At 66.1% G+C, this 20,070-nt stretch carries 18 protein-coding genes and 1 tRNA gene; 9 read left to right on the plus strand and 10 right to left on the minus strand.

Annotated elements, in window-relative coordinates:
• Positions 1-85 precede the first annotated feature (85 nt).
• Both zapE and CCOS865_RS10080 read right to left on the minus strand, forming a co-directional pair.
• On the minus strand, positions 86-1,171 hold the full coding sequence (gene zapE, locus CCOS865_RS10075; protein ID WP_119140303.1) for a cell division protein ZapE: 1,086 nt from the start codon (positions 1,169-1,171) through the stop codon (positions 86-88).
• Positions 1,172-1,306: 135 nt separating this feature from the next.
• Positions 1,307-1,549, minus strand: a complete 243-nt coding sequence (locus tag CCOS865_RS10080; protein ID WP_119140304.1) for a hypothetical protein — start codon at positions 1,547-1,549, stop codon at positions 1,307-1,309.
• A 292-nt stretch (positions 1,550-1,841) separates the two neighbouring features.
• Here CCOS865_RS10080 and CCOS865_RS10085 point away from each other — a divergent pair.
• A tRNA-Gln gene (locus CCOS865_RS10085) sits at positions 1,842-1,916 on the plus strand.
• Positions 1,917-1,985: 69 nt separating this feature from the next.
• Here CCOS865_RS10085 and CCOS865_RS10090 read toward each other — a convergent pair.
• From CCOS865_RS10090 to CCOS865_RS10100, 3 genes are read right to left on the minus strand one after another with little or no spacing between them, the layout of a single operon-like run.
• Positions 1,986-4,370 (minus strand): response regulator, encoded by a 2,385-nt coding sequence (locus CCOS865_RS10090; protein ID WP_119140306.1) that lies wholly within the window; start codon positions 4,368-4,370, stop codon positions 1,986-1,988.
• A gap of 11 nt (positions 4,371-4,381) precedes the next feature.
• The gene (locus tag CCOS865_RS10095) at positions 4,382-4,843 is read right to left on the minus strand and encodes a response regulator (RefSeq protein WP_119140308.1); all 462 of its coding nucleotides are present in this window, start codon (positions 4,841-4,843) and stop codon (positions 4,382-4,384) included.
• A 14-nt stretch (positions 4,844-4,857) separates the two neighbouring features.
• A complete protein-coding gene (locus tag CCOS865_RS10100) occupies positions 4,858-7,095 on the minus strand; it encodes an ATP-binding protein (RefSeq protein ID WP_244216077.1) in 2,238 nt (745 codons plus the stop codon).
• 270 nt (positions 7,096-7,365) lie between these two features.
• Here CCOS865_RS10100 and CCOS865_RS10105 point away from each other — a divergent pair, with 270 nt between their 5' ends.
• The 7 genes from CCOS865_RS10105 (at position 7,366) to CCOS865_RS10135 (ending at position 13,702) form a co-directional block, all read left to right on the plus strand.
• Positions 7,366-7,893 carry a Csu type fimbrial protein gene (locus CCOS865_RS10105; RefSeq protein WP_119140312.1) on the plus strand — a complete coding sequence of 176 codons (528 nt, stop codon included), beginning with the start codon at positions 7,366-7,368 and terminating at the stop codon, positions 7,891-7,893.
• A gap of 31 nt (positions 7,894-7,924) precedes the next feature.
• On the plus strand, positions 7,925-8,458 hold the full coding sequence (locus tag CCOS865_RS10110; protein WP_119140314.1) for a Csu type fimbrial protein: 534 nt from the start codon (positions 7,925-7,927) through the stop codon (positions 8,456-8,458).
• Between the two features lie 17 nt (positions 8,459-8,475).
• Entirely contained in the window at positions 8,476-9,006 is a 531-nt protein-coding gene (locus CCOS865_RS10115) for a Csu type fimbrial protein (RefSeq protein WP_119140316.1), read from the plus strand.
• A gap of 3 nt (positions 9,007-9,009) precedes the next feature.
• Positions 9,010-9,513, plus strand: coding sequence for a Csu type fimbrial protein (locus CCOS865_RS10120; protein WP_119140318.1), 504 nt, complete (start codon positions 9,010-9,012; stop codon positions 9,511-9,513).
• A gap of 39 nt (positions 9,514-9,552) precedes the next feature.
• The gene (locus tag CCOS865_RS10125) at positions 9,553-10,329 is read left to right on the plus strand and encodes a fimbrial biogenesis chaperone (RefSeq protein WP_119140320.1); all 777 of its coding nucleotides are present in this window, start codon (positions 9,553-9,555) and stop codon (positions 10,327-10,329) included.
• A 107-nt stretch (positions 10,330-10,436) separates the two neighbouring features.
• A complete protein-coding gene (locus tag CCOS865_RS10130; protein ID WP_208644521.1) occupies positions 10,437-12,731 on the plus strand; it encodes a fimbria/pilus outer membrane usher protein in 2,295 nt (764 codons plus the stop codon).
• On the plus strand, positions 12,728-13,702 hold the full coding sequence (locus CCOS865_RS10135) for a Csu type fimbrial protein (RefSeq protein WP_119140324.1): 975 nt from the start codon (positions 12,728-12,730) through the stop codon (positions 13,700-13,702). The genes CCOS865_RS10130 and CCOS865_RS10135 overlap by 4 nt, the downstream gene beginning before the upstream one ends.
• A gap of 147 nt (positions 13,703-13,849) precedes the next feature.
• Here CCOS865_RS10135 and CCOS865_RS10140 read toward each other — a convergent pair whose 3' ends face one another.
• From CCOS865_RS10140 to CCOS865_RS10150, 3 genes are all read right to left on the minus strand, one after another.
• Positions 13,850-14,998 carry a M14 family metallopeptidase gene (locus CCOS865_RS10140; RefSeq protein WP_119140326.1) on the minus strand — a complete coding sequence of 383 codons (1,149 nt, stop codon included), beginning with the start codon at positions 14,996-14,998 and terminating at the stop codon, positions 13,850-13,852.
• Positions 14,999-15,083: 85 nt separating this feature from the next.
• On the minus strand, positions 15,084-15,599 hold the full coding sequence (locus CCOS865_RS10145; protein ID WP_119140328.1) for a DUF4880 domain-containing protein: 516 nt from the start codon (positions 15,597-15,599) through the stop codon (positions 15,084-15,086).
• Positions 15,600-16,034: 435 nt separating this feature from the next.
• Positions 16,035-16,349: a DUF6124 family protein gene (locus CCOS865_RS10150; RefSeq protein ID WP_119140330.1), complete on the minus strand. Its 315-nt coding sequence runs from the start codon at positions 16,347-16,349 to the stop codon at positions 16,035-16,037.
• A 128-nt stretch (positions 16,350-16,477) separates the two neighbouring features.
• Between CCOS865_RS10150 and CCOS865_RS10155 the strand changes: the two genes are divergently transcribed.
• Positions 16,478-17,131, plus strand: coding sequence for a LexA family protein (locus CCOS865_RS10155; protein WP_119140332.1), 654 nt, complete (start codon positions 16,478-16,480; stop codon positions 17,129-17,131).
• Positions 17,132-17,309: 178 nt separating this feature from the next.
• On the opposite strand, the gene CCOS865_RS10160 is transcribed toward CCOS865_RS10155, so the two are convergent.
• Complete coding sequence (locus CCOS865_RS10160) at positions 17,310-19,259, minus strand: acetyl-CoA carboxylase biotin carboxylase subunit (protein WP_119140334.1); 1,950 nt, start codon at positions 19,257-19,259, stop codon at positions 17,310-17,312.
• Complete coding sequence (locus CCOS865_RS10165; RefSeq protein WP_119140336.1) at positions 19,256-20,068, minus strand: gamma-carboxygeranoyl-CoA hydratase; 813 nt, start codon at positions 20,066-20,068, stop codon at positions 19,256-19,258. Before CCOS865_RS10165 ends, CCOS865_RS10160 begins: the two co-directional genes overlap by 4 nt.
• Positions 20,069-20,070: the final 2 nt, after the last annotated feature.

Genomic DNA, 20,070 nt, shown 5'->3' on the forward strand with positions numbered 1-20,070 from the left:
GGGTAAACCCGCTCCCACAGGCATAGTGCTGTTCTGGATATTGCACGGTCTCTGTAGGAGCGGGTTTACCCGCGAAGAGGCCGGGTCAGCCAGCGCAATCGGTAGGCCCGACCTGATGCAGTTGCCCCAACCGGCTCCGGCTGCGCATCAGGTCGGCAATCGCCCCGCCCAGGCTGACCTCCAGCGCCTGCCGGCCAATCACCACCAGCTCCCGGTCCTGGTCATACAGCACATCCACCAGGTTGACGAAGCGCTGCTGCGCCGCCAGCGAGCGCTCGGCCAGGTCGTCCAGGCCCTCGATGATCCAGCGATCATAACGCCCGACCAGCTCCAGGTAGTCGACCACCGCCGTGGCCTGCTCGCACAGGTCATCAAAGCTGAACATCACCTGCCGCCCAGCGCTGGCCAGTGCACGCAGCGGGCGGTTGTTGACCTCCAGCACCACCGGCGCAACAGCCGGCACGGCCAGCGCCAGGCGCTGTTCGGCAGTCCCCGGCCACACATAGTGCCCCTGGGTAAAACGCTGGTGCTCGCGGTTGGCCGGCAGGCTGCGAAAGTCGGTCTCGCCGCCCACTTCGAGCACCTGCATGCTGCTGTTGATCAAGCGGATCACCGGCAGGAAGCGCTGGTGGTACAGCGGGTTGGGCAGCAGCCCTTCAGGGGCGTAATTGGAGGTCAGGAGAAGGAAAACGCCGCGCTCGAACAGCGCCGTGAACAGGCGCGTGAGGAGCATGGCATCGCCGATGTCATGCACGTGGAACTCATCGAAGCACAGCACCTGGCAGTTGCCGATCAGCTCATCCAGCGTCGCGCCCAAGGCATCGTCCAGCGCCCGATGGCGGTGCATGCCCTGGTGCAGGCGGGCGAAAAAGTCGTGAAAGTGCAGCCGGCGCTTGGCCTCGACCGGCAGTGCCTGGAAGAAGCCGTCGAGCAGCCAGCTCTTGCCGCGGCCGACCGAGCCATGCAGGTACAGGCTGCGTGCCTGGCCCTGCTCGAGCAGGGCGAGCTGCTCGGCCATGCAGGCGATCACCCGGCGCTGGCCGTCGCTCAGGGTGTAGCCGCGGGCGGCGGCCTTGGCCTGGAAATGGCGCAGCAGGTCACTGTCGGCGCGCACCTCGCCGCGCAGGCGTTGACGCAGTTGACGCAGCGGGGTGGGGATCCAGGCGGCCAAGACTCGAGGTCCTCAAAGGGCAGGGCGCAACGTGCGCGAAGGCCGCCATTTTGACCACTAGATAAACCGGCAGGCAACGACCGCTTAGGCGACCGCGCCGATTGTGGGCGGCTATCGCACCGCCCGCGTCGGTGTTCAGGCCTTGTGTTCGAGGCGGCGTTCGATCATGTACTTGACCGACAGGCGCCGCTCCTTGAGGCGGTGCAGGTCGTCATCGCTGGCGATGCCGGCTGAGATCGCCTCGGCGGCCAGGACCTGGTTGTCGATGTCGATGTACTCGTCGAGCAGGCGGTCGAGCTGCGGGTCCTGCTGGCGGCGTTGCTGGACGATCTCGCGGGGGTAGTGCAGGTCCTGGTACAGGTCGTGGGAAACTGGCATGGCGCCCTCCTTGTGATGCGCGTGATTGCTTATCTGATTGGAAGGGAGGAATGCGATTGCGTTTTGGCGGGGCGGGGGAAAAGCGACGGGCGGTTGTAAAGGGCCGGTGCTGGCCGCTCTTGGGAACGGTTTCACCCACTAACTTGCTGTTTTTCAGCATTTTTTTTAACAAAGGGGTTTTCAGGTCGGCAGTTTGTTGTTAAAGTGCCGCGCATTCCAAGACAGCAACCCACGCTGTCAGCCAGTTGGAATTGTCAGAACGACAGTGCCCGGCACTCGTCGCATCCGATACAGGGGCGTCGCCAAGCGGTAAGGCAGCAGGTTTTGATCCTGCCATGCGTTGGTTCGAATCCAGCCGCCCCTGCCATTATTTTTCCTCGCTTTACCCTCGTGTACCTTTTCGCTAAATCCTTCTAGAAACGACCGAGCTTCCTGCTCAGGCCGCTCCCAGCAGATCGTTCAACGCTTGCGCCAGTACCTGCGCCTGCACCGGTTTCTGGATGATCAGGCTGTCCGGCAACTCCAGCCCCTGCAACTCAGCGTACCCGGTCAGGATCACCACCGGCAGCTGCGGATAGCGCGTGCGCGCCGCCAGCGCCAGCTGGGCACCGTTGAACTCGGGCATGGCGAAGTCGGTCAGGAGCAGGTCGATGTCATCATCGAGCAGCGCCAGGGCCTGTTCGCCGCTGTGCGCCTGGCGCACCTGATAACCCTGCAGGCGCAGCACATCGCCGATCATGTCGCGCACCAGGTGGTCATCGTCGACCAGCAATACCGTGCGGTCACGGCCATCGGCGGTCACGGGCTGTGGCGGGGCGATGGGCGCCACGTCGAGGTCGAGCGCCTGCTTGACCGCCGGCAGGTAGACCGACACCTGGGTGCCGCGGTCCACGGCCGTGTCGATGCGCACGCCGCCGCCGGACTGCTTGGCAAAGCCGAACACCTGCGCCAGGCCCAGGCCGGAGCCCTTGCCGATGTCCTTGGTGGTGAAGAACGGCTCGAACACCTTGCCCACCACGTCGTCACTCATGCCGCAGCCGGTGTCGCGGATCGACAGCATCACGTATTCACCGGGCTCGGGGTCTTCCGGGCGCTGCGCGCGTGCCGCGACCTGGGTATTGCGGGTGGTCAGGGTCAGCTGGCCGCCGTCGGGCATGGCGTCGCGGGCGTTGATCGCCAGGTTGAGAATGATCATCTCGGTCTGGGTCGGGTCGGTCAGGGCCTGCCACAGGCTGTCGTCCAGGTCCAGGCGCACCGAGATATTGCCGCCCAGCGTGCGTCGCAGCAGCTCTTCGAGGCCGGCCAGGGTCCGGTTGAGGTTCAGCGGCACCGGTTCCAGGCGCTGGCGGCGCGAGAACGACAGCAGCTGCGAAGTCAGCTTGGCGCCGCGCTCGCCCGCTTCGCGGATGTGCTGCAGGCGGCTGCGGGCCTTGTCGACGTTGCCCTTGTCGAGGTCGCGCTCGACGAAGCTGGAGCCCGTCAGGATCACCGTCAGCAGGTTGTTGAAGTCGTGCGCCACGCCCGCCGTGAGCTGGCCGACCGCCTCCAGCCGCTGCATCTGTTGCAGCGCCGCCTCGATGCGTTCGCGCTCGTCGATCTGGTCACGCAGGCGGGCGTTGGCTTCGGCCAGGCCCAGCGCCGACTCGCGCTCGCTGGTGATGTCGCGGGCGACCACATAGAGCAGGGTGTCTTCGGGTACCACCACCCACGACAGCCAGCGTTGCTGGCCACTGACGTGCTGGATCCGGCCGACGAAGCGCGCACTGGTGCGGCCGTGGTCGAGGGCGGCGACTTCGGCGAGAAACGCCTGTTGATCCTGCTCCGGCAGCAAGTGCAGCAGCGAGCCCTGGCTCAGCCGCTCGCGGGAGATGCCCAGGCTGGCCTCCCAGGCGGGGTTGAGGGCGACCGGGGTGAGGTCCTTGTGCAACACGGCGAGCAAGTCCTGGGACAACTCCCAGGCACGGTCACGCTCACGGGTGCGCAACTCGACCCGCTCGCCGAGCATCTCGTTGAGCTGCTTGAGCGCCAGGGTCGCCTGGCGCTGCTGGTGGATGTCCTGGAGCACCCCGGAGAAGCGTACGCAACGCTCGTCGACGAACTGCGCCTGGCCGCTGCTGAGCAACCACCGCGGCTCCAGGCCCAGAGGTTGGGCGATACGAAACTCGACCCGGTAGCGGCCATCGCTGGTCGGTTGCATGGCGTGATCGACGGCCGCGCGGACCAGCGCGACGTCATCGGCGTAGATCCCGGCGATGAACACGTCCATGCTCATTTCGGTGTCGACGGGCAGGCCGAACAGGGTCTTGCAGCGGTCGTCCCAGAGCAGCAGGCCTTCTTCCGGGCGCAGGTCCCAGGTGCCCATGCCGGCGGCATCGATGGCGATCCGCGCGCGCGCCTCGACGTCGGCCAGGGCCTCTTCGGCGCAGCGCCGACGCTGGCGCTCCTGCACTTCGGTAAGCGCCCGGCGCACGGCCTTGGGCAGCAGCGGCAGGTTTTTCTTCAGCACGTAATCGGTGGCGCCGAGGCGGATCATCTCCACCGCGTGTTCTTCACCATAGATGCCGGAGAGAAAGATGAACGGCACGTCCGGGGCCATGCGCTGGGCAATCGCCAGCACCTCGGTGCCGGACGAGCCCGGCAGCACGCAGTCGCACAGGATCAGGTCGAAGCGCTGATCACGCAGCGCGTGTTCCACGCCGATATGGTCGAACACCAGCTGCGACTGCAGCGCAAGGCCGCTGCGCTCCAGGCGCAGCAGGGTCAGCTCGGCATCCATCGAGCTGTCCTCGACCATCAGCAGCTTCAGCGGGCTCGGCAGCATCGGCGCCAGGCTCAATTGTTGCCGCGCCGGTTCAGCCGCAGCGAGCCGGGCGGCGGCTCGTTGAGCACGGCCCAGAACACCCCGAGGTCGGAGATCGCCGCAACGAACTCCTTGAACTCCACAGGCTTGACCACGTAGGCATTGACGCCCAGCTCGTAGGCCCGGAGCAGGTCCGGCTCTTCACGCGAGGACGTCAGCATCACGGTCGGGATGCTGCGCAGTTCGGCGGTGGCGCGGACCTCCTTGAGCACCTCCAGGCCATCGACCTTGGGCAACTTGAGGTCCAGCAACAGCACTGCCGGGTTGCCGTCGGCGCGCTCGGCGTAGGCGTTGCGGCGCAACAGGTAATCGAGGGCCTCGGCACCGTCGCGCAGGACGATGACTTCGTTGGCCAGTTGGCTGCGCTCCAGCGCAAGGAGGGTCAACTCCAGGTCCCTAGGGTTGTCTTCGACCAAAAGGATGGGCTTGAGCATTATCGTACGGTGCCTCAGGTATTGATGGGCTTGCGGGGAAGCGTGAAATGGAAGCTGGCGCCCTGGTCGATCTGGCCTTCGGCCCAGACCCGACCATCGTGGCGCTCGACGATGCGCCGCACACTGGCCAGGCCAATGCCGGTGCCCTCGAACTCTTCCATGCGGTGCAGGCGTTGGAACACGCCGAACAGCTTGCCGGCGTAGGCCATGTCGAAGCCCACGCCGTTGTCGCGGATGAAGATCTCGGTTTCGCTCTCGTGTTGGCGCATGCCAATGGTGATCCGTGCGGGGGTGCGGCCACGGGTGTACTTGATGGCGTTGGAAATCAGGTTGTGCAGGACCATGTTGATGAACGCCGGGTCGGCAATCACCGTGGGCAGCGTGTCGACCTCCCAGATGATCTCACGGCCCGCGTAGTCCGGGGCCATCTCGCTGCGGATCGACTCCACCAGGGTGTTCAGGTCGACGTCCGAGAGGCGCAGGGCGGAGCGGCCCATCTGCGAGAAATTGAGCAGGTTGTCGACCAGCGATCCGGCAAACTGGGCGGCTTCGTCGATGTGCTTGAGGAAGCGCCGGCCGCGTTCGCTGAAGCCGTTGCCTTCGAGCTCGGCGAGCAGCTCGGTGTAGCCGGCGATATGCCGCAGCGGCGCCCGCAGGTCATGCGACACGCTGTAGGAGAACGCTTCCAGCTCTTTGTTCGAACGGCGCAGCTCGCCGGCCAGCTGGGCCAGCTCTTCGGCCTTGCGCAAGACAATGCCGAACACCGCGCCGCGCAGCTCCTGCACGCCGTCGATGATCAGGGGGTCCCACGGCCTGCAGAAGCCGCTGAGCTGCTCCTGCCAACTGTCGAAGCTGTGCCGCGGGCTCAGCGAACCCTGCGCGTCGATGTGTTTCTCCGGGCGCCCGGCCCAGTTGACGGTGCGCGTCTGCTCCGGGCGGAACCACACCAGGTAATGCGAGTGGAGCTGCGAGATCGACACCGCCAGCAGGCCGCCGGCATGCTCGGCGAGTTCCGGCAGGGCATCGATGTCGCGGCGAATGTTGTCGGTATGGAACACCTCGCCGCGCCCCGCCAGCCAGTCGACCAGGGCGTTGACCTGGGCCTCCGGCGGGGTGTCGCCGACCAGGTCGCAGTGCTCGGCGCTGATCACCGCCGCGCCGCTGGCGTCGGCGAAGTCCAGGAGTACCTTGGGGATCCGTCGCAGGCCGTGGCTGACGCTGTCGTGGTCAGCCATCGAGCCGAGCATGAGGACGATCCGCTGGCGCATGTCGAGCAGGGTCTGGGTGCTGGTGTGCGCCTCGCGCGACTCGACCTGCAGCGACAGCACGCTACCCAGCAGTTCGCAGGCGGTGCGGGTCGGCAGGTCGACCCGGTGCGGTTGCTCATGGTGGCAGGAGATCAGCCCCCAGAGCTGGCCATCGACCACGATCGACAGCGACATCGACGCCAGGGTGCCCATGTTGCGCATGTACTGCAGGTGCACCGGCGACACCGCGCGCAGGGCGGCGAAGCTCATGTCCAGCGGTTTGCCGGAGCGCGGGTTGAGCGTGGGCACCAGCGGCGAGGCCACATAGTGGGCGTCTTCGATCACCCGGATGCGGTTGACCCGGTACAGCTCACGGGCCTGGCGCGGGATGTCCGAGGCCGGGAAGCACAGGCCCAGGTAGCTGGGGTAGCCCGGGTCGGCGACCTCGGCCAGCACCTCGCCGTTGCCCTCGGCGTCGAAACGGTAGGCCTTGACCCGGCCAAAGCCGGTGATGCGCTTGATCTGCACCACCGATTGCTGGAGCAGGTCTTCGAGGCTGCCGGCCTTGTGCACGCTGCTGACGAAGGCGCGCACCAGCGGATAGTAGTCGCCCTGGCCGGTCGGGCCAGGGGCGGGGCGCATGGGTTCGAATTCGGTAATCAGCACCTGGTCGTGACGGTGCACCAGGACCCGCAGGCGGTCACCGCCGTGGCGCATGCGGGTGTCGCCGATATGAAAGGGGAACACCTCGTCATCGGGCAGGTACTGCAAGTGGGCGCGCAGGTCGAAGTCTTCGCTGACCAGGTCGGGGAACGTACACCCAACCACTTCCCGGGCCGGCAGGCCGAGCCAGCGTTCGGCGTTCTCGCTGGCCTGGAGGATGCGCAGGTCGTGCTCGTCCAGCACCAGCAGGAAGCCCTGCGGCTGGATGCTGCCGGGGACCTGGATCGGTTCCTGGGCACAGCGTTCGACCGCCTGGTCGAGCGCGTTCGGGGCAGTGGTCAAAGGCGGTTCTCCTGTCGGTTCCGTCCAGGCATGGCGGAATGCGCATGGCACAGGATGTTGCAAAAGCAAGGTATCAGAATGTCGTCTGCTTTGCCGGCATATGGCCATTTGAGGGTGGATAAGTTCAGGGGTTCTATCCCGGCACAAGAAAATTCTTTCACCCCGCCCTCTAGCGCCTTGTGACTAATGCCAAGGGAGGGGGCGCAAGCCCCGTCGCAGCCCGCCTGCACTGCTAACCTGAAGCAGGTACCCAAGAACAGGAATAACACGGTGACGGGACGCTTTCTGGCCATGTTGTCAGGCCTGCTGTTGAGCGCGAACACCCTGGCGACGGACTTTCTCGTAGAGGTGCGGGTCCAGGTGCAGCGGGGCTGCATGCTGGTCAACCAGCAACGCGATGCGGGCGCACAGGCGCTGGGTCGGATCGACCTGGGCGCGGCCGCGCGGCTCGACGGTGCCGGTGCGCCGCTGTCCGGCGTATTGCTCAGCCAGCGCCCGCCGCGGCTGGAATGCAACCCTGATACGGCCTATCAGATACGCGTCGACGGCGGCCAGCACGGCGGCGTCGGCGAGCTGCGTTTTCTCGCCAGTGACGACCAGCAGGCCAAGCCGATCCCCTACCGCCTGTACCGCGATGCCGCCTGGCGCCAGCCGCTGAGCGTCGACATCGCGCAGTCGGCGCGGGTGCCGGACAGCGGTTCGGTGGAGCTGCCGCTTTACGCCCGGATCGACCGCCTGGCCTGGGTGCCCCGCGCAGGGCTGTACGGCGACCTGTTGAAAGTCACGGTCAGCTGGTGAGGAGACTACCCATGCACAAGGACCCCGCGCCATGAACCGCACCTCGCTCCTGCTGTTGAGCCTGGGCCCGTTGCTGTTGCCCAGCAGCCTGGCACACGGCACCAGTACCGGCTTCATCGAAGCGCGCCTGGTGATCAGCGCGGCGTGCCAGATCAGCAGCGACCAGCAACCCGCGACCCTCGGCAACCCCGGCGTGATGGACTTTGGTGCGCGCGGCCCGAGCTGGGAGCAGCCGCTGCAGGGCAAGGTCGACGAAGCAGGCGGTGACGGTGGCCTGCAGATCAGTTGTACGCCGTCGGTGCGCGCCTTCAACGTGCGCATCAACGCCGGCCAGAACGGCAGTGACGGCGTCCGCCGGCTGAGCAATGGCCGCGAGATGATCCCTTATCAACTGGCCGTCGACCCCAACGGCAACAGCCGTTACGCGGTGGGCCAGGCGCGCACCTTTACCGTCAACAGTGCCCAGCAGGTTCCGATTCCGATCTACGGCGTGGTCATCGCGCAGCCGCGCGCACTGCCTGCCGGGCTTTACCGCGACACCCTGAGCGTGACCCTGGACTGGTAACACCCAAGGAGATTCCGATGCGCACTCATGTCACTTGCTCCATCCTCGCCGGCCTCGGCCTGGCACTCGCTTCCCAGGCACAGGCCGACACGGTGACCGGGTCGATCACGTCGACCCTGATCCTCACGGCGGCCTGCCAGGTCAATGGCACGGGTGGCACCTCAGGGCTGAACTTCGGTGCCCTTAACTTCGGCACCAAGGACGCCTTGTTCACCAGCGCCGATGGCCAGGTGCTGGGCGGAGGCGGCGGCGCCATGAGCATTCTCTGCTCGAGCGGCACCACGCCGTCGATCCGCGTGCGCGCGGGCACCCATGACGGCCTGTCACCCGGAGGCACGCGGGCCTTGGCCAATGGCACCAATTACGTGCCCTACGACTTCTACACCGACTCGGCGCGCACCCAGGTGCTGGGGATCGGCGACACCATCACCCTGCAGACCAGCACCGGCGTGGCGCAGACCGTCAACCTGTATGGCCAGGCGCGCGGCAAGGCGGGCCTGCCGGCGGGCACCTACACCGACACGGTCGCGGTCGAACTGACGTTCTGAGCCATGACCCCCTGGGCTCGGCAGGGCGTGGCGTGGCTGGGCATGCTGTTGGCCCTGCCGCTGGGCGCGGCGACCACCAGCACCTTCCAGGTCAGCGCGCAGATCGTCGCCGGCTGCCTGGTGGTGGGCGGCGTGAGCAACTACGGCACGCTGAACTTCGGCACCCAGTCGGCGCTGGCCACGGCGACCCTGAGCGCAGCGGTGGGCGGCACCACGGTGACCTTCCAGTGCACGCCGGGCGTGGCCCTGAGCATGGCCCTGGACGGTGGCCAGAACAGCGCCAGCGGCACGCGCAACCTCAAGCGTACGGGCGGCACTCAGTTGCTCGCCTACCAGCTCTACCGCGACGCGGCTTACAGCCAGAGCCTGGCGATCGGCCAGAGCGTCGCCGTCAGTTACAGCGACCCCACCGCGATCAAGTTGCCGGTGTACGGCCGCACCCAGTTGAGCGGCGTGCTGCCAGCCGGGACCTACACCGATTCGGTACAAGTGACGGTGACCTGGTGAGCAGGCCACTGTTTATCACAGGCAGCAAAGGAGAGCGGCATGCGGGCAGGCGCGAAGTGGGCGCGAGGAATGATCGGGTGGCTGCTGCTGGCGAGCCTGCCGGCGGGGGCGGCCACGTCGGTGCTGATCTGGCCGATCGACCCGGTGCTGGAAGCCGACCAGAAGGCCGGTGCGTTGTGGCTGGAAAACCGCGGTAACGCGCCGGCCAGCCTGCAGGTGCGGGTGTTCGCCTGGCGCCAGGGGGCGTTCGAGGAGCAGTTCCAGGCCCAGCGCGAGATCATCGGCAGCCCGCCGGTCGCCAACATCGCGCCGGGGCAGAAACAGCTGATCCGCCTGACCCGTACCGGCGCCTCGCCGGCCGGCCAGGAGCAGGCCTATCGGATCATCATCGACGAAATCCCCTCGCCGTTGCCGGCCGACGCCGCCAGCAGTGGTCCGGTGGCGGCGATCCGTTTGCAGATGCGCTACTCGGTGCCGCTGTTCGTCTACGGCGAAGGCCTGTGGGGCAAGCCCGACCCGGACGGCAAGCGCAGCGCCGAAGGCGTCGGCAAGCCGCAACTGAGCTGGCGCCCGGTGACCGTGCAGGGCAAACCCTATGTCGAGTTGAGCAACAGCGGCCCGGTGCACGCGCGGCTGACCGATGTGGTGTTGCAGCACGGTGGCCAGGACAAGCCGGTGGTCGAGGGCCTGCTCGGCTACGTGTTGCCCGGCGCCAGCATGCGCTGGCCAGCACCGACCGCACCCACCGCCGCCAGCGTGCTCAAGGGGCGGGTCAATGGACAGGATGCGGCCCAGGCGATCAGCCAGGGCCGTTGAAGCCACCGTGAATCGACGTCAGGGCCCATGGAGGACCCGACAATGGCTGGAAGCCGTGTGTGAAATGGCTGTCGCTGACGACACGCCGCGTGTGGCTAGGCCTGCTGATGCTGGGGCCGGGCCTGGGCGTGGCCGACGACCTGCCGCCACCGCCCAGCGAGGCAGCGGCGATCGCCGATGCCACCTTGTACCTCGACCTGTTGGTGAACCAGATGCCCAGGGCTGAGCTGGTGCCCGTACAGCAGCGTGCCGGGCGGCTGTTCCTCGACAGCGAGGTGCTCCGCGCTGCCGGCATCAGCCTGCCTGGCGAACCCGAGGGCGAGCTGGCCCTGGACGCCTGGCCGGCCCTGCACGCCGATTACGACAGCCAGAACCAGCGCCTGCTGCTGCAGGTGCCCGCGGCCTGGTTGCCCAACCAGCAGGTCGGCGACCGCAGCCTGTACCCGGCCAGCGACGCGCGCAGCAGCTTCGGCGCACTGTTCAACTACGACCTGTACCTCAACGACACCGATGAAGGCGGCAGTTACCTGGCGGCCTGGAACGAGCTGCGCCTGTTCGACAGCTGGGGCACCTTCACCACCACCGGGCAGTGGCGCCAGGCGTTCAATGGCGCCCCTGTCAGCGACACCCGCGCGGGCTTCATGCGTTACGACAGCACCTGGCGCTACACCGACGAGCAGCGCCTGCTGACCCTGGAGGCGGGCGACGTGGTCACCGGTGCCTTGCCCTGGAGCAGCTCGGTGCGGGTCGGCGGCCTGCAGCTGTCCCGCGACTTTGGCGTGCGGCCCGACCTGGTCACCTACCCGCTGCCGGCCTTCGCCGGCGAAGCGGCGGTGCCGACCTCGCTGGACCTGTTCATCAATGGCTACAAGAGCAGCACCACCGAACTGCAGCCCGGCCCCTACACGCTGACCAACGTGCCGTTCATCAACGGTGCCGGCGAGGCCGTGGTGGTGACCACCGACGCCCTTGGCCGGCAGGTCTCGACCACCTTGCCGTTCTACGTCACCAGCAGCTTGCTGGCCAAGGGCCTGAGTGACTTCTCGGTGGCCGCCGGCAGCCTGCGTCGCGACTACGCGGTGCGTGACTTCAGCTACGGCCCGGGGGTCGGTTCAGCCAGCCTGCGCTATGGCCTCAGCGACAGCCTCACCGTCGAAACCCATGCCGAGACCGCCGAGGGCCTGATGCTCGGCGGCGTCGGCGGCAACATGCGCCTGGGCACCTTTGGCGTGCTCAACGCTGCCGTGGCGCAGAGCCGCTTCGACGGCGAGCAGGGCCAGCAGGTGGTGCTGGGCTACCAGTACAACAGCCAGCGCCTGGGCTTCAATTACCAGCGCCTGCAACGCCATGGCGACTATGCCGACCTGTCGCGGGTAGACACCCCCGACATGCGCCTGTCCGAGCGCAGCGAGCAAGTCACCCTGAGCCTCAACCTCGACCGCTACGGCAGCCTCGGCGCCGGCTACTTCGATGTCAGCGCCGGTGACGGCTCGCGCACGCGACTGATCAACCTCAGCTGGAGCAAGCCGCTGTGGGCCGGCAGCAGCCTGTATGTGTCGGCAAACCGCGAGGTCGGCGACAGCCAGTGGGCGGTCCAGGCCCAGCTGGTGATCCCCTTCGACCTGCGCGGCAGCCTGGCCTTGAGCATGGAGCGCAACCAGGACGGTGAACGCCAGCAGCGGGTCAACTACAGCCGCGCGGTGCCGGTCGGCGGCGGCGTCGGTTTCAACCTGGGCTATGCCGACGGCGACCGCGAGGCCTATCGCCAGGCCGACGTCACCTGGCGCCTGCAGTCGGTGCAACTGCAGGCCGGGGCTTATGGCAGCAGTGGCGCCATGACCCGTTGGGCGGATGCCAGCGGCTCGCTGGTGTGGATGGATGCCGGGGTGTTCGCCGCCAACCGCATCGACGATTCCTTTGTGGTGGTCAGCACCGGCGGCTATGCCGATGTACCGGTGAGCTACGAGAACCAGCGGGTCGGCCGCACCGACCGCAACGGCCACCTGCTGGTGCCGTACAGCAGCGGCTATTACCGCGGCAAGTACGAGATCGACCCGATGGACCTCGCCGCCGACATCCTCGCGCCGCAGGTCGAGCAGCGGGTGGCGGTGCGTCGCGGCAGCGGCTACCTGCTGGAGTTCGAGCTCAAACGGGTGCTGGCGGCGAGCATCGTGTTGGTCGACGGCAACCAGCAGGTGCTCAAGCTGGGCAGCCAGGTCACCCTCGAAGACGGCGGCGGCCAGGCGGTGGTGGGTTGGGACGGGCTGGTCTACCTGGAGAACCTCTCGGCGCACAACCGCTTGCGCGTGGACATCGCCGAAGGGGGCCAGTGCCGGGTCGAGTTCGACTTGCCTGAAGGGCAGGGGGTGATCCCGCTGATCGGCCCGTTGGTGTGCCAATGAACGCCGCGCTGAGGGGGTTGCTGTTGTGTGGCTTGCTGCTGCCCACTGCGCCGGTGTGGGCCGGGTGCAACACCACGACGACCGCGCCGGCGAGCTTTGGTACGGTCAACTCGACCCTGGTGCGCGGTACGGTGCAGACCGCGACCACGGGGAATGCGGGGCTGCAGTGCACCGGTTCGCTGTTGGCATTGCTGACCAATAATGACCACTTCTACGCCACCATCACCGCCACGGGTACCAACGGCCTGGTGGGGCCTACCGGGGACGTGATTCCCTACACGATCTATGGCAACGCCACCACCAGCTTTCCCATCACCCGCGGCACCCAGTTCGATTTCGCGCCCAACGGCATCATCGATGCGCTCGGTCTGCTCAATGGCACAGCGCCGAAGACCGTGCCGCTGTATTTCAGGACGGTGATAGGGGCCAACGTGGCTGCCGGCGTGTATCAGGAAACCTTGAGCATTGCCTGGGTCTGGAACTATTGCCCCGGGATTGGCCTGGGCGGCCTGTGCATCGGGCGTGATATCGGTTCGGGTAGCCAGAACCTGACCATCAGCCTGACCGTGACCAACGACTGCCAGATCACCACGCCGAACATCGTCTTCAACAGTGCGCCGGTGGTCAGTGGCTTCGGTACGGTGAGCCAGAGTGTGAACATTGCCTGTACCAAGGGCAGCAACTACACGGTCGGGCTGGACGACGGGCTGAACGTGTCGGGAGGGCGGCGGCGGATGAAATCGCCGGCCAACAACTACCTGGCGTACGACATCTTCAAGAGTGCGGGGGCTGTGCGCTGGGGGTCGCTGAGCGCGGCCAGGCGGGCCAGCAGCGATGCCAACGTGAACGGGGGGCCAGGGACCGGGACGGGCAGCCAGGTGTTCAACTACAACGCCAAGGTGTACACCGACCAGGCCACGCCGCCGGCGGCGACCTATACCGACAGCGTGATCCTCGACGTGCAGTTCTGAGGTGGGTGCGGCGTCTGAATTGGGGCTGCTGTGCAGCCCTTCGCGGGTAAACCCGCTCCCACAGGGACCGCGGGATGCTGCAGAGCGACGCGGTCTATGTGGGAGCGGGTTTACCCGCGAAGGGCCGCAAAGCGGCCCCAAAGCCCGTCAGCGCAGATCCTTGACCATTTTCCCCAAGGTCTCCAGCACAGCCCCGGCCAACGCCTTCGACCGCTCGCCAGACCACCCAGTGAGGGCATTGGGCGCATCATCATGGTCCTTGAACGGCATCTCCAGGGTCAGCGACAGGCAATCATAAGCCTGGCCCACCGCATTGCAGGCCAGGGTCAGGTTCGCCTGCCCCGGCTGGTCCCGGGTATAGCCATGCACCGTCTGGAAGTCCTCGGTCACGCTGCACAAGGTACTGCGGAACTGCGCCTCGAGCGTTTCCAGGCGCGGGCTGTAACCCGGGTTGCCTTCACAGGCCGCGGTGAACACATGCGGAATCTCTTCATCGCCATGCACGTCGATAAACGCATCGACCCCGTACTGCTTCATCTGCGCCTGGGCGAAAAACACCTCGGGGGTAAACTCGACACTGGCGTCCTGCCAGGCACGGTTGAGGTCCTTGCCCTTGAAGTTGGTGCGCAGGTGGCCGAGGAACGCGCCATCCGGGTTCATGTTGGGGATCAGGTACAGGTCGGCTTCGGCGAGCAGCGCCTGAACCGTCGCGTCGTTGCCTTCGAGGCGGTCGATCACGCCTTCCATGAACCACTCGGCCATGTGCTCGCCCGGGTGTTGCTGGGCGATCAGCCACAGTTTGCGCTTGCCCGCCGCGCCATCGCCTGCGCGCAACAGCGGAATATCGCGACCCTGCACACTGCGCCCGCTGGCCAGCAGGTCGACGCCGGGCAACTGACGGGCACGTTCGATCAACTGGTTGTGCCGGGCGCGTGGATAGGGTTCGAAGTAGGCGAACCAGGCCTGTGGCTGCTCGGCCTGCAACTCGAACAGCAGCGCCGTGCCATCGAACTGGCTGGGCACCCGGAACCAGCTTTTCTGGTCGTAGGAGGCGACGGCCTGATAACCGTGCCAGGCGTTCTTGTAGGAAGACTGGCCGACATTGTCGAGGCTGAAACGGTGGGTCTGGCCCAGGGTCAGGCCGTCGACCTTGAAGTGAAACCACTGAAAGTGGTCGCTGTGGCTATCCGGGCGGATCGCCAGGTGCACCCGGCTCGGGTCGCTGGCGTCCAGCACCTGGATATTGCCGGAATCGAAATCGCAGTCGATCTGCAGGGGGGACAGCGTCACGGTCATTGCCAGGCTCCTGATGGCTTTGTTGTGACGTTACTCTACACCCCTGCGCCCGCCATGGGGCGCGTTGGCCAAGGTTGCCGCGGGTTCAGGCCCAGTAGTCGAAGGCGAGCAGGGCGGCGACACCGAGGCTCAGGGCAATCGAGCAGCCGCCCAGCGACAGCGCCGCGCGGCCTTGCCGGTACCAGCCGTCATGGCCCAGCTGGCGCGCCGGCGCCAGCAGGCTGCGCCAGCGCAATTCGGTTTCATGAAAGGCCTGCACGTGCTCGGGGGCGGCGTCGAGCCAGCGGCGAAAGTCGATCCGCTCGCTGGCGGTCACCTGCGGGCTTTGCAAGCGCACATACCATTGCCCGGCCACGCTGGCCACGGCATCACCCTGCGGGCGTGCGGTTTGCAGCGCCTGGTTCATGTGCCGTTCGATGCTCAGCAGGGGCAGGTCGAGGCGCCCCGCGAGGGTGGCGAAGTCGAGTTGATCGAGGCGGTTGAGCAGAAACACTTGCTGCACGCGCCGGGGCAGGCGCTTGAGGCTGTGCAACAGGTCATCCTCGGTCGGGGCCGAGTCGGTATGGGGCGCGTGTTCAAGGGGCAGCAGCAGGCGGGTCATGTATTGCTCCTTGCTCTGGTGTCGGGGTGGGGGCATCTTCCCTGATGCGCAGCCAGCTTAATCGTAACGAGATTGATTCTCAAGTGCTGTTTGCGCAAAACGTTGTAACAACCATTCACCAAATGACACACCTTTGCTATCATCGCGGCCATTCAAGCGGTAACCCTTCTTCATTAGCCTGAAGAGCCAAAAAAAAAGACCCGGCAAAAAGCCGGGTCAAAAACCGTGATTAGCCTGATGAGGAGATAATCTGAGAGTCCGACCTAAGGTCTCCAGGTTATCCAGCGGGTCTCGCGACCTGCTGAGTGCAATAATAATCGTTATCATTTGTCAGTCAAATGTTATTTGCGTTATCCGGTAAAAAACTTTTACCGGTGCACCTCCTCTGTCCCGGCAATCGGGGCCTTTGCCGTTGGTTGGCCGTCACGTCTTCGCTCAAATCCCCTCTGTGTGCCCCGGCTTCTTGTGCTCCAGCAGCGACCTGGCCATGTTGATCATGTGCATCGTCGCGAGCGTCACTTCGCGTGCCATGCCGTCTTGATGGCAGGCGGTTTCGTGGGCGGTCGCGGCGGCGCAGCGCAGCAGGCCGAGGGCATGCTCATACGCCTGGAGGTGGGTAACGCCGGGTTGTAGTGCCCAGACCTTGTTGTCCAGGTTGGGGCGATCCGGGGTGGGGTTGAGGTAGTAGTCGAGCGCGCGGCGCGCGGCTTCGCTGTCGAGATCTGTTTCGTCGTTTTTCTGCAAATTCATCTGGATACCTTCGATTCCCTTTCAAGGACACTGAATTCAGAGGATAGGTCAATCTGTATTAATTGGCTGATTCAAGATAATTCACAATGTGTATTGAACGGTTCAGTACAGTCCGTATTGTTTCGGCCATGGAAAACTGGAACGAATTTCTCGCGCGCTACAAGCGCGAACACAAGCTGAGCCAGCTCAAGCTCGCTGAGCGCCTGCACATGACTCAGGGCGGCGTCGGCCATTGGCTGCGCGGTACGCGCAAGCCGACCCTGAAGACCATCAATGAAAAGATCGAAGCGCTGGGCTTGGTGTACCTGCAGGCGCAGGTGATGGTGGTCGAGCGCGATGTGGTGCGAGAAGCGCACGGCACTTACGCTTCCGAGCGGCCGTTGTCGGCTGAGGCGCTGCGCTATGCCAGTTTTCGTTTTCCGGTGCTGAAGTGGGCTGATCTGCAGGGGGATCTGCCCCTGGCGGGTGAGTTGCAGGAGCAGACCGATTATCTGCCCGCCGGCAATGCCTACTGGTTACCGGTGGAAAACGACTCGATGAATGCGCCGAGCGGCAAGAGCGTGCCCGAGGGGATGCTGGTGCTGGTCGACAGCGGGCTCGAGGTTGAGCCGGGCAAGTTGGTGATTGCGCGGCAGCCGGGGAAGTCGGCGGTGCTGCGGCAGTTGATCGAGGAGGGCGGTGAAAGGTTGCTCAGGCCCTTGAATACGCGGTATCCGACGGTGTTGTGTGAAGAAGGGTGTGAGTTTCTCGGGGTTGTGGTGCGGGTTCACGGGATTTTCTAGAGCGGACCGCGTTTTGGCTGACAGGCGCATGCCACTGGCTTCTCTAGGGGGGCGCTCGATCTGAAGGGCCGCAAAAGGCTCAAGGCATGCACTTGGTGGCCTTCATGCGATTATGATTGGTGGACGAGCCAAGAAACTGCCAGGGCCGCAAAGCGGCCCCAGAATCTTCAGTCAGGCCTCACTCCACCTCAACCAGCACCGCACCCTCGCCAACCATATCCCCCTCCTGACAGAACAGCGCCTTCACCGTCCCCGCCTCGGGCGCACGAATGCTGTGCTCCATCTTCATCGCCTCCAGCACCACCAGCGCGGTCCCAGCCTCGACCACCTGCCCAGGCGCGACCAGCACACGCACGATGCTGCCGTTCATGGGTGCACTCAGCCCGCCCTGATGCCCATGGCTCGCTTCAGCCTCGGCAATCGGGTCAAAGGCACTCACCGCATGCACGTCGCCGTCCCAGCGCAGGTACAGCGTGCCCCCTCGGCGAATCGCCAGGTGCCGCCGGCGCACGCCATCGCGCTCAACACACAATTGCTCCCCCTCAAGCCGCAAGCTCGACGCAGCACTGCGCTCCAGCGCCACCGCCTGGTCTTGCCCGCCACTCACCAGGTGCAGGCTGCTGCGCGCCGGCAAGCCCAGTCGCAGCCCGTCGCGCGCCGCCCAGGGTGAGGCAGGATCATCGCCGCGAACCTGCGCCGGCTGCCCCTGCAACCACGCCTCGGCCGCCGCCTCCCAGAACTCGGCTGGCAACGCCCCAGGCGCTGGTAACAGCACCTCCTGATGCCGTGGAATAAACCCGGTATCCAGCTCCGCGGCAGCAAACGCCGGGTGCGCGAGGATCCGCCGCAAGAACGCGATATTGCTCTTCACCCCGCCTATGGCGAACTCATCGAGCATCGCCAGCAAGCGCAAACGCGCCTGTTCACGGTCTTCGCCCCAGGCAATCAGCTTGCCCAGCATCGGGTCGTAGAACGGCGAAACGCTGTCGCCCTCGCTGACCCCACTGTCGACCCGCCGGCCTTCGCCCGGCGCCGACTCGCGGTACAGGCTCAAGGTGCCGGTGGCCGGCAAGAATTCGTTGGCCGGGTCCTCGGCATACAGCCGCACTTCGATGGCATGCCCCATCAGCGGCACCTGCGCCTGGCTGATCGGCAGCGGCTCGCCACGTGCCACGCGGATCTGCCAGGCCACCAGGTCGAGGCCCGTGATCGCTTCGGTGACCGGGTGCTCGACCTGCAGGCGGGTGTTCATCTCCATGAAGAAGAACTCGCCGCGGGCATCGAGCAGAAACTCCACGGTGCCGGCGCCGACATAACCGATCGCCTGCGCCGCACGCACCGCTGCTTCGCCCATGGCCTGGCGCAGCGCCGGCGCAAGGCCTGGTGCGGGTGCTTCTTCGACCACTTTCTGGTGACGACGCTGGATCGAGCAGTCGCGCTCATTGAGGTACAGGCAGTTGCCGTGCTGGTCGGCGAACACCTGGATCTCGACATGGCGCGGCTTCAATACGTACTTTTCCACCAGCATCCGCGCGTCGCCGAACGACGACTGCGCCTCACGCTGCGCCGAGGCCAGGGCATCGGCCAGCTGGCCTTCTTCCTCGACGACTTTCATGCCCTTGCCACCGCCACCGGCGCTGGCCTTGAGCAGCACCGGGTAGCCGATCCGCTCGGCGGCGGCGCGGAAGGTGTCGAGGTCCTGGGCGTCGCCGTGATAGCCCGGCACCAAGGGCACCCCGGCGGTTTCCATCAGTGCCTTGGCCGCCGACTTGCTGCCCATCGCGTCGATGGCGCTGGCCGGCGGGCCGAGGAAGATCAGCCCGGCCTGTTCGATGGCCCGGGCAAAGCCGGCGTTCTCGGAGAGAAAGCCATAGCCCGGATGAATCGCCTGGGCGCCGCTGGCCTTGGCCGCCGCCAGCAGCTTGGCGATGTCCAGGTAGCTCTCGGCCGCCTTGCTGCCGCCAAGGTCGATACGGGTATCGGCCTCGCGAGCATGGCGCGCCTCGCGGTCGATGGCGCTGTGCACGGCAACCGTGGTGAGGCCCATGGCCTTGGCCGTGCGCATGACCCGGCAGGCGATTTCACCGCGGTTGGCGACCAGCAGGGTGGTCAGCGTGGGGTGGCTCATGGGCGCGGCTCCTTGTCAAAGTCTTGCCAGGCGGGCCGGCGTTTTTCCAGAAAGGCGCGCAGGCCTTCCTGGCCTTCAGGGCTGACGCGGATGCGCGCAATGCTGTTTTCACAGTAGCGGCGCACGGCCGGGGTCAGTTCGCCGTGGCCCACCTCGCGCAGCAGCTCCTTGCTGGCGCGCAGGGCTTGCGGGCTGTTCAGCAGCAGGTTGTCGACCCAGGCCGCGACCTGCTGGTCGAGCTCGGCGGCAGGATAGGCCTCAGCCAGCAGGCCCAGCTCACGTGCGCGCAGGCCGCTGAAACGTTCGGCGGTGAGCGCGTAGCGGCGCGCGGCGCGTTCGCCGATGGCCTTGACCACGAACGGGCTGATCACCGCCGGGGCCAGGCCGATGCGCACTTCCGACAGGCACAGCTGGGCGTCTTCGCTGCCGATGGCCATGTCGCAGCAACTGATCAACCCCAGCGCACCGCCAAAGGCCGCGCCGTGCACCACCGCCAGGGTCGGCAGCTTGAGGTTGTGCAGGTTGTACATCAAGTCGCCGAGCTCGTGGGCGTCGTCCAGGTTGGTGTGGAAGTCGAGCTGCGCGGACTGCTGCATCCAGGCCAGGTCGGCGCCGGCGCTGAAGTGCCGGCCACGGCCGCGCAGCAGCACGAAGCGCAGGCTGGCGTCGGCGCCGAGCTGGTCGATGGCGACGATCAGTTCACGGATCATCTGCGCATTGAAGGCGTTGTTCTTGTCTGCACGATTCAACCACAAGGTGGCGAAGCCGCGAGGGTCCTTGATCAGTTCAAGGGTGCTGAATTCGCTCATGG

The organism is Pseudomonas reidholzensis (genome assembly GCF_900536025.1).
Classification (GTDB): domain Bacteria; phylum Pseudomonadota; class Gammaproteobacteria; order Pseudomonadales; family Pseudomonadaceae; genus Aquipseudomonas; species Aquipseudomonas reidholzensis.

Bases quoted from the DNA above. Each gene is read 5' to 3' on its own strand.
- CCOS865_RS10080 (WP_119140304.1), bottom strand. From the start codon at position 1,549: ATGCCAGTTTCCCACGACCTGTACCAGGACCTGCACTACCCCCGCGAG.
- CCOS865_RS10090 (WP_119140306.1), bottom strand. From the start codon at position 4,370: ATGCTGCCGAGCCCGCTGAAGCTGCTGATGGTCGAGGACAGCTCGATG.
- CCOS865_RS10095 (WP_119140308.1), bottom strand. From the start codon at position 4,843: ATGCTCAAGCCCATCCTTTTGGTCGAAGACAACCCTAGGGACCTGGAG.
- CCOS865_RS10110 (WP_119140314.1), top strand. From the start codon at position 7,925: ATGAACCGCACCTCGCTCCTGCTGTTGAGCCTGGGCCCGTTGCTGTTG.
- CCOS865_RS10115 (WP_119140316.1), top strand. From the start codon at position 8,476: ATGCGCACTCATGTCACTTGCTCCATCCTCGCCGGCCTCGGCCTGGCA.
- CCOS865_RS10120 (WP_119140318.1), top strand. From the start codon at position 9,010: ATGACCCCCTGGGCTCGGCAGGGCGTGGCGTGGCTGGGCATGCTGTTG.
- CCOS865_RS10125 (WP_119140320.1), top strand. From the start codon at position 9,553: ATGCGGGCAGGCGCGAAGTGGGCGCGAGGAATGATCGGGTGGCTGCTG.
- CCOS865_RS10130 (WP_208644521.1), top strand. From the start codon at position 10,437: ATGCTGGGGCCGGGCCTGGGCGTGGCCGACGACCTGCCGCCACCGCCC.
- CCOS865_RS10135 (WP_119140324.1), top strand. From the start codon at position 12,728: ATGAACGCCGCGCTGAGGGGGTTGCTGTTGTGTGGCTTGCTGCTGCCC.
- CCOS865_RS10140 (WP_119140326.1), bottom strand. From the start codon at position 14,998: ATGACCGTGACGCTGTCCCCCCTGCAGATCGACTGCGATTTCGATTCC.
- CCOS865_RS10145 (WP_119140328.1), bottom strand. From the start codon at position 15,599: ATGACCCGCCTGCTGCTGCCCCTTGAACACGCGCCCCATACCGACTCG.
- CCOS865_RS10150 (WP_119140330.1), bottom strand. From the start codon at position 16,349: ATGAATTTGCAGAAAAACGACGAAACAGATCTCGACAGCGAAGCCGCG.
- CCOS865_RS10155 (WP_119140332.1), top strand. From the start codon at position 16,478: ATGGAAAACTGGAACGAATTTCTCGCGCGCTACAAGCGCGAACACAAG.
- CCOS865_RS10160 (WP_119140334.1), bottom strand. From the start codon at position 19,259: ATGAGCCACCCCACGCTGACCACCCTGCTGGTCGCCAACCGCGGTGAA.
- CCOS865_RS10165 (WP_119140336.1), bottom strand. From the start codon at position 20,068: ATGAGCGAATTCAGCACCCTTGAACTGATCAAGGACCCTCGCGGCTTC.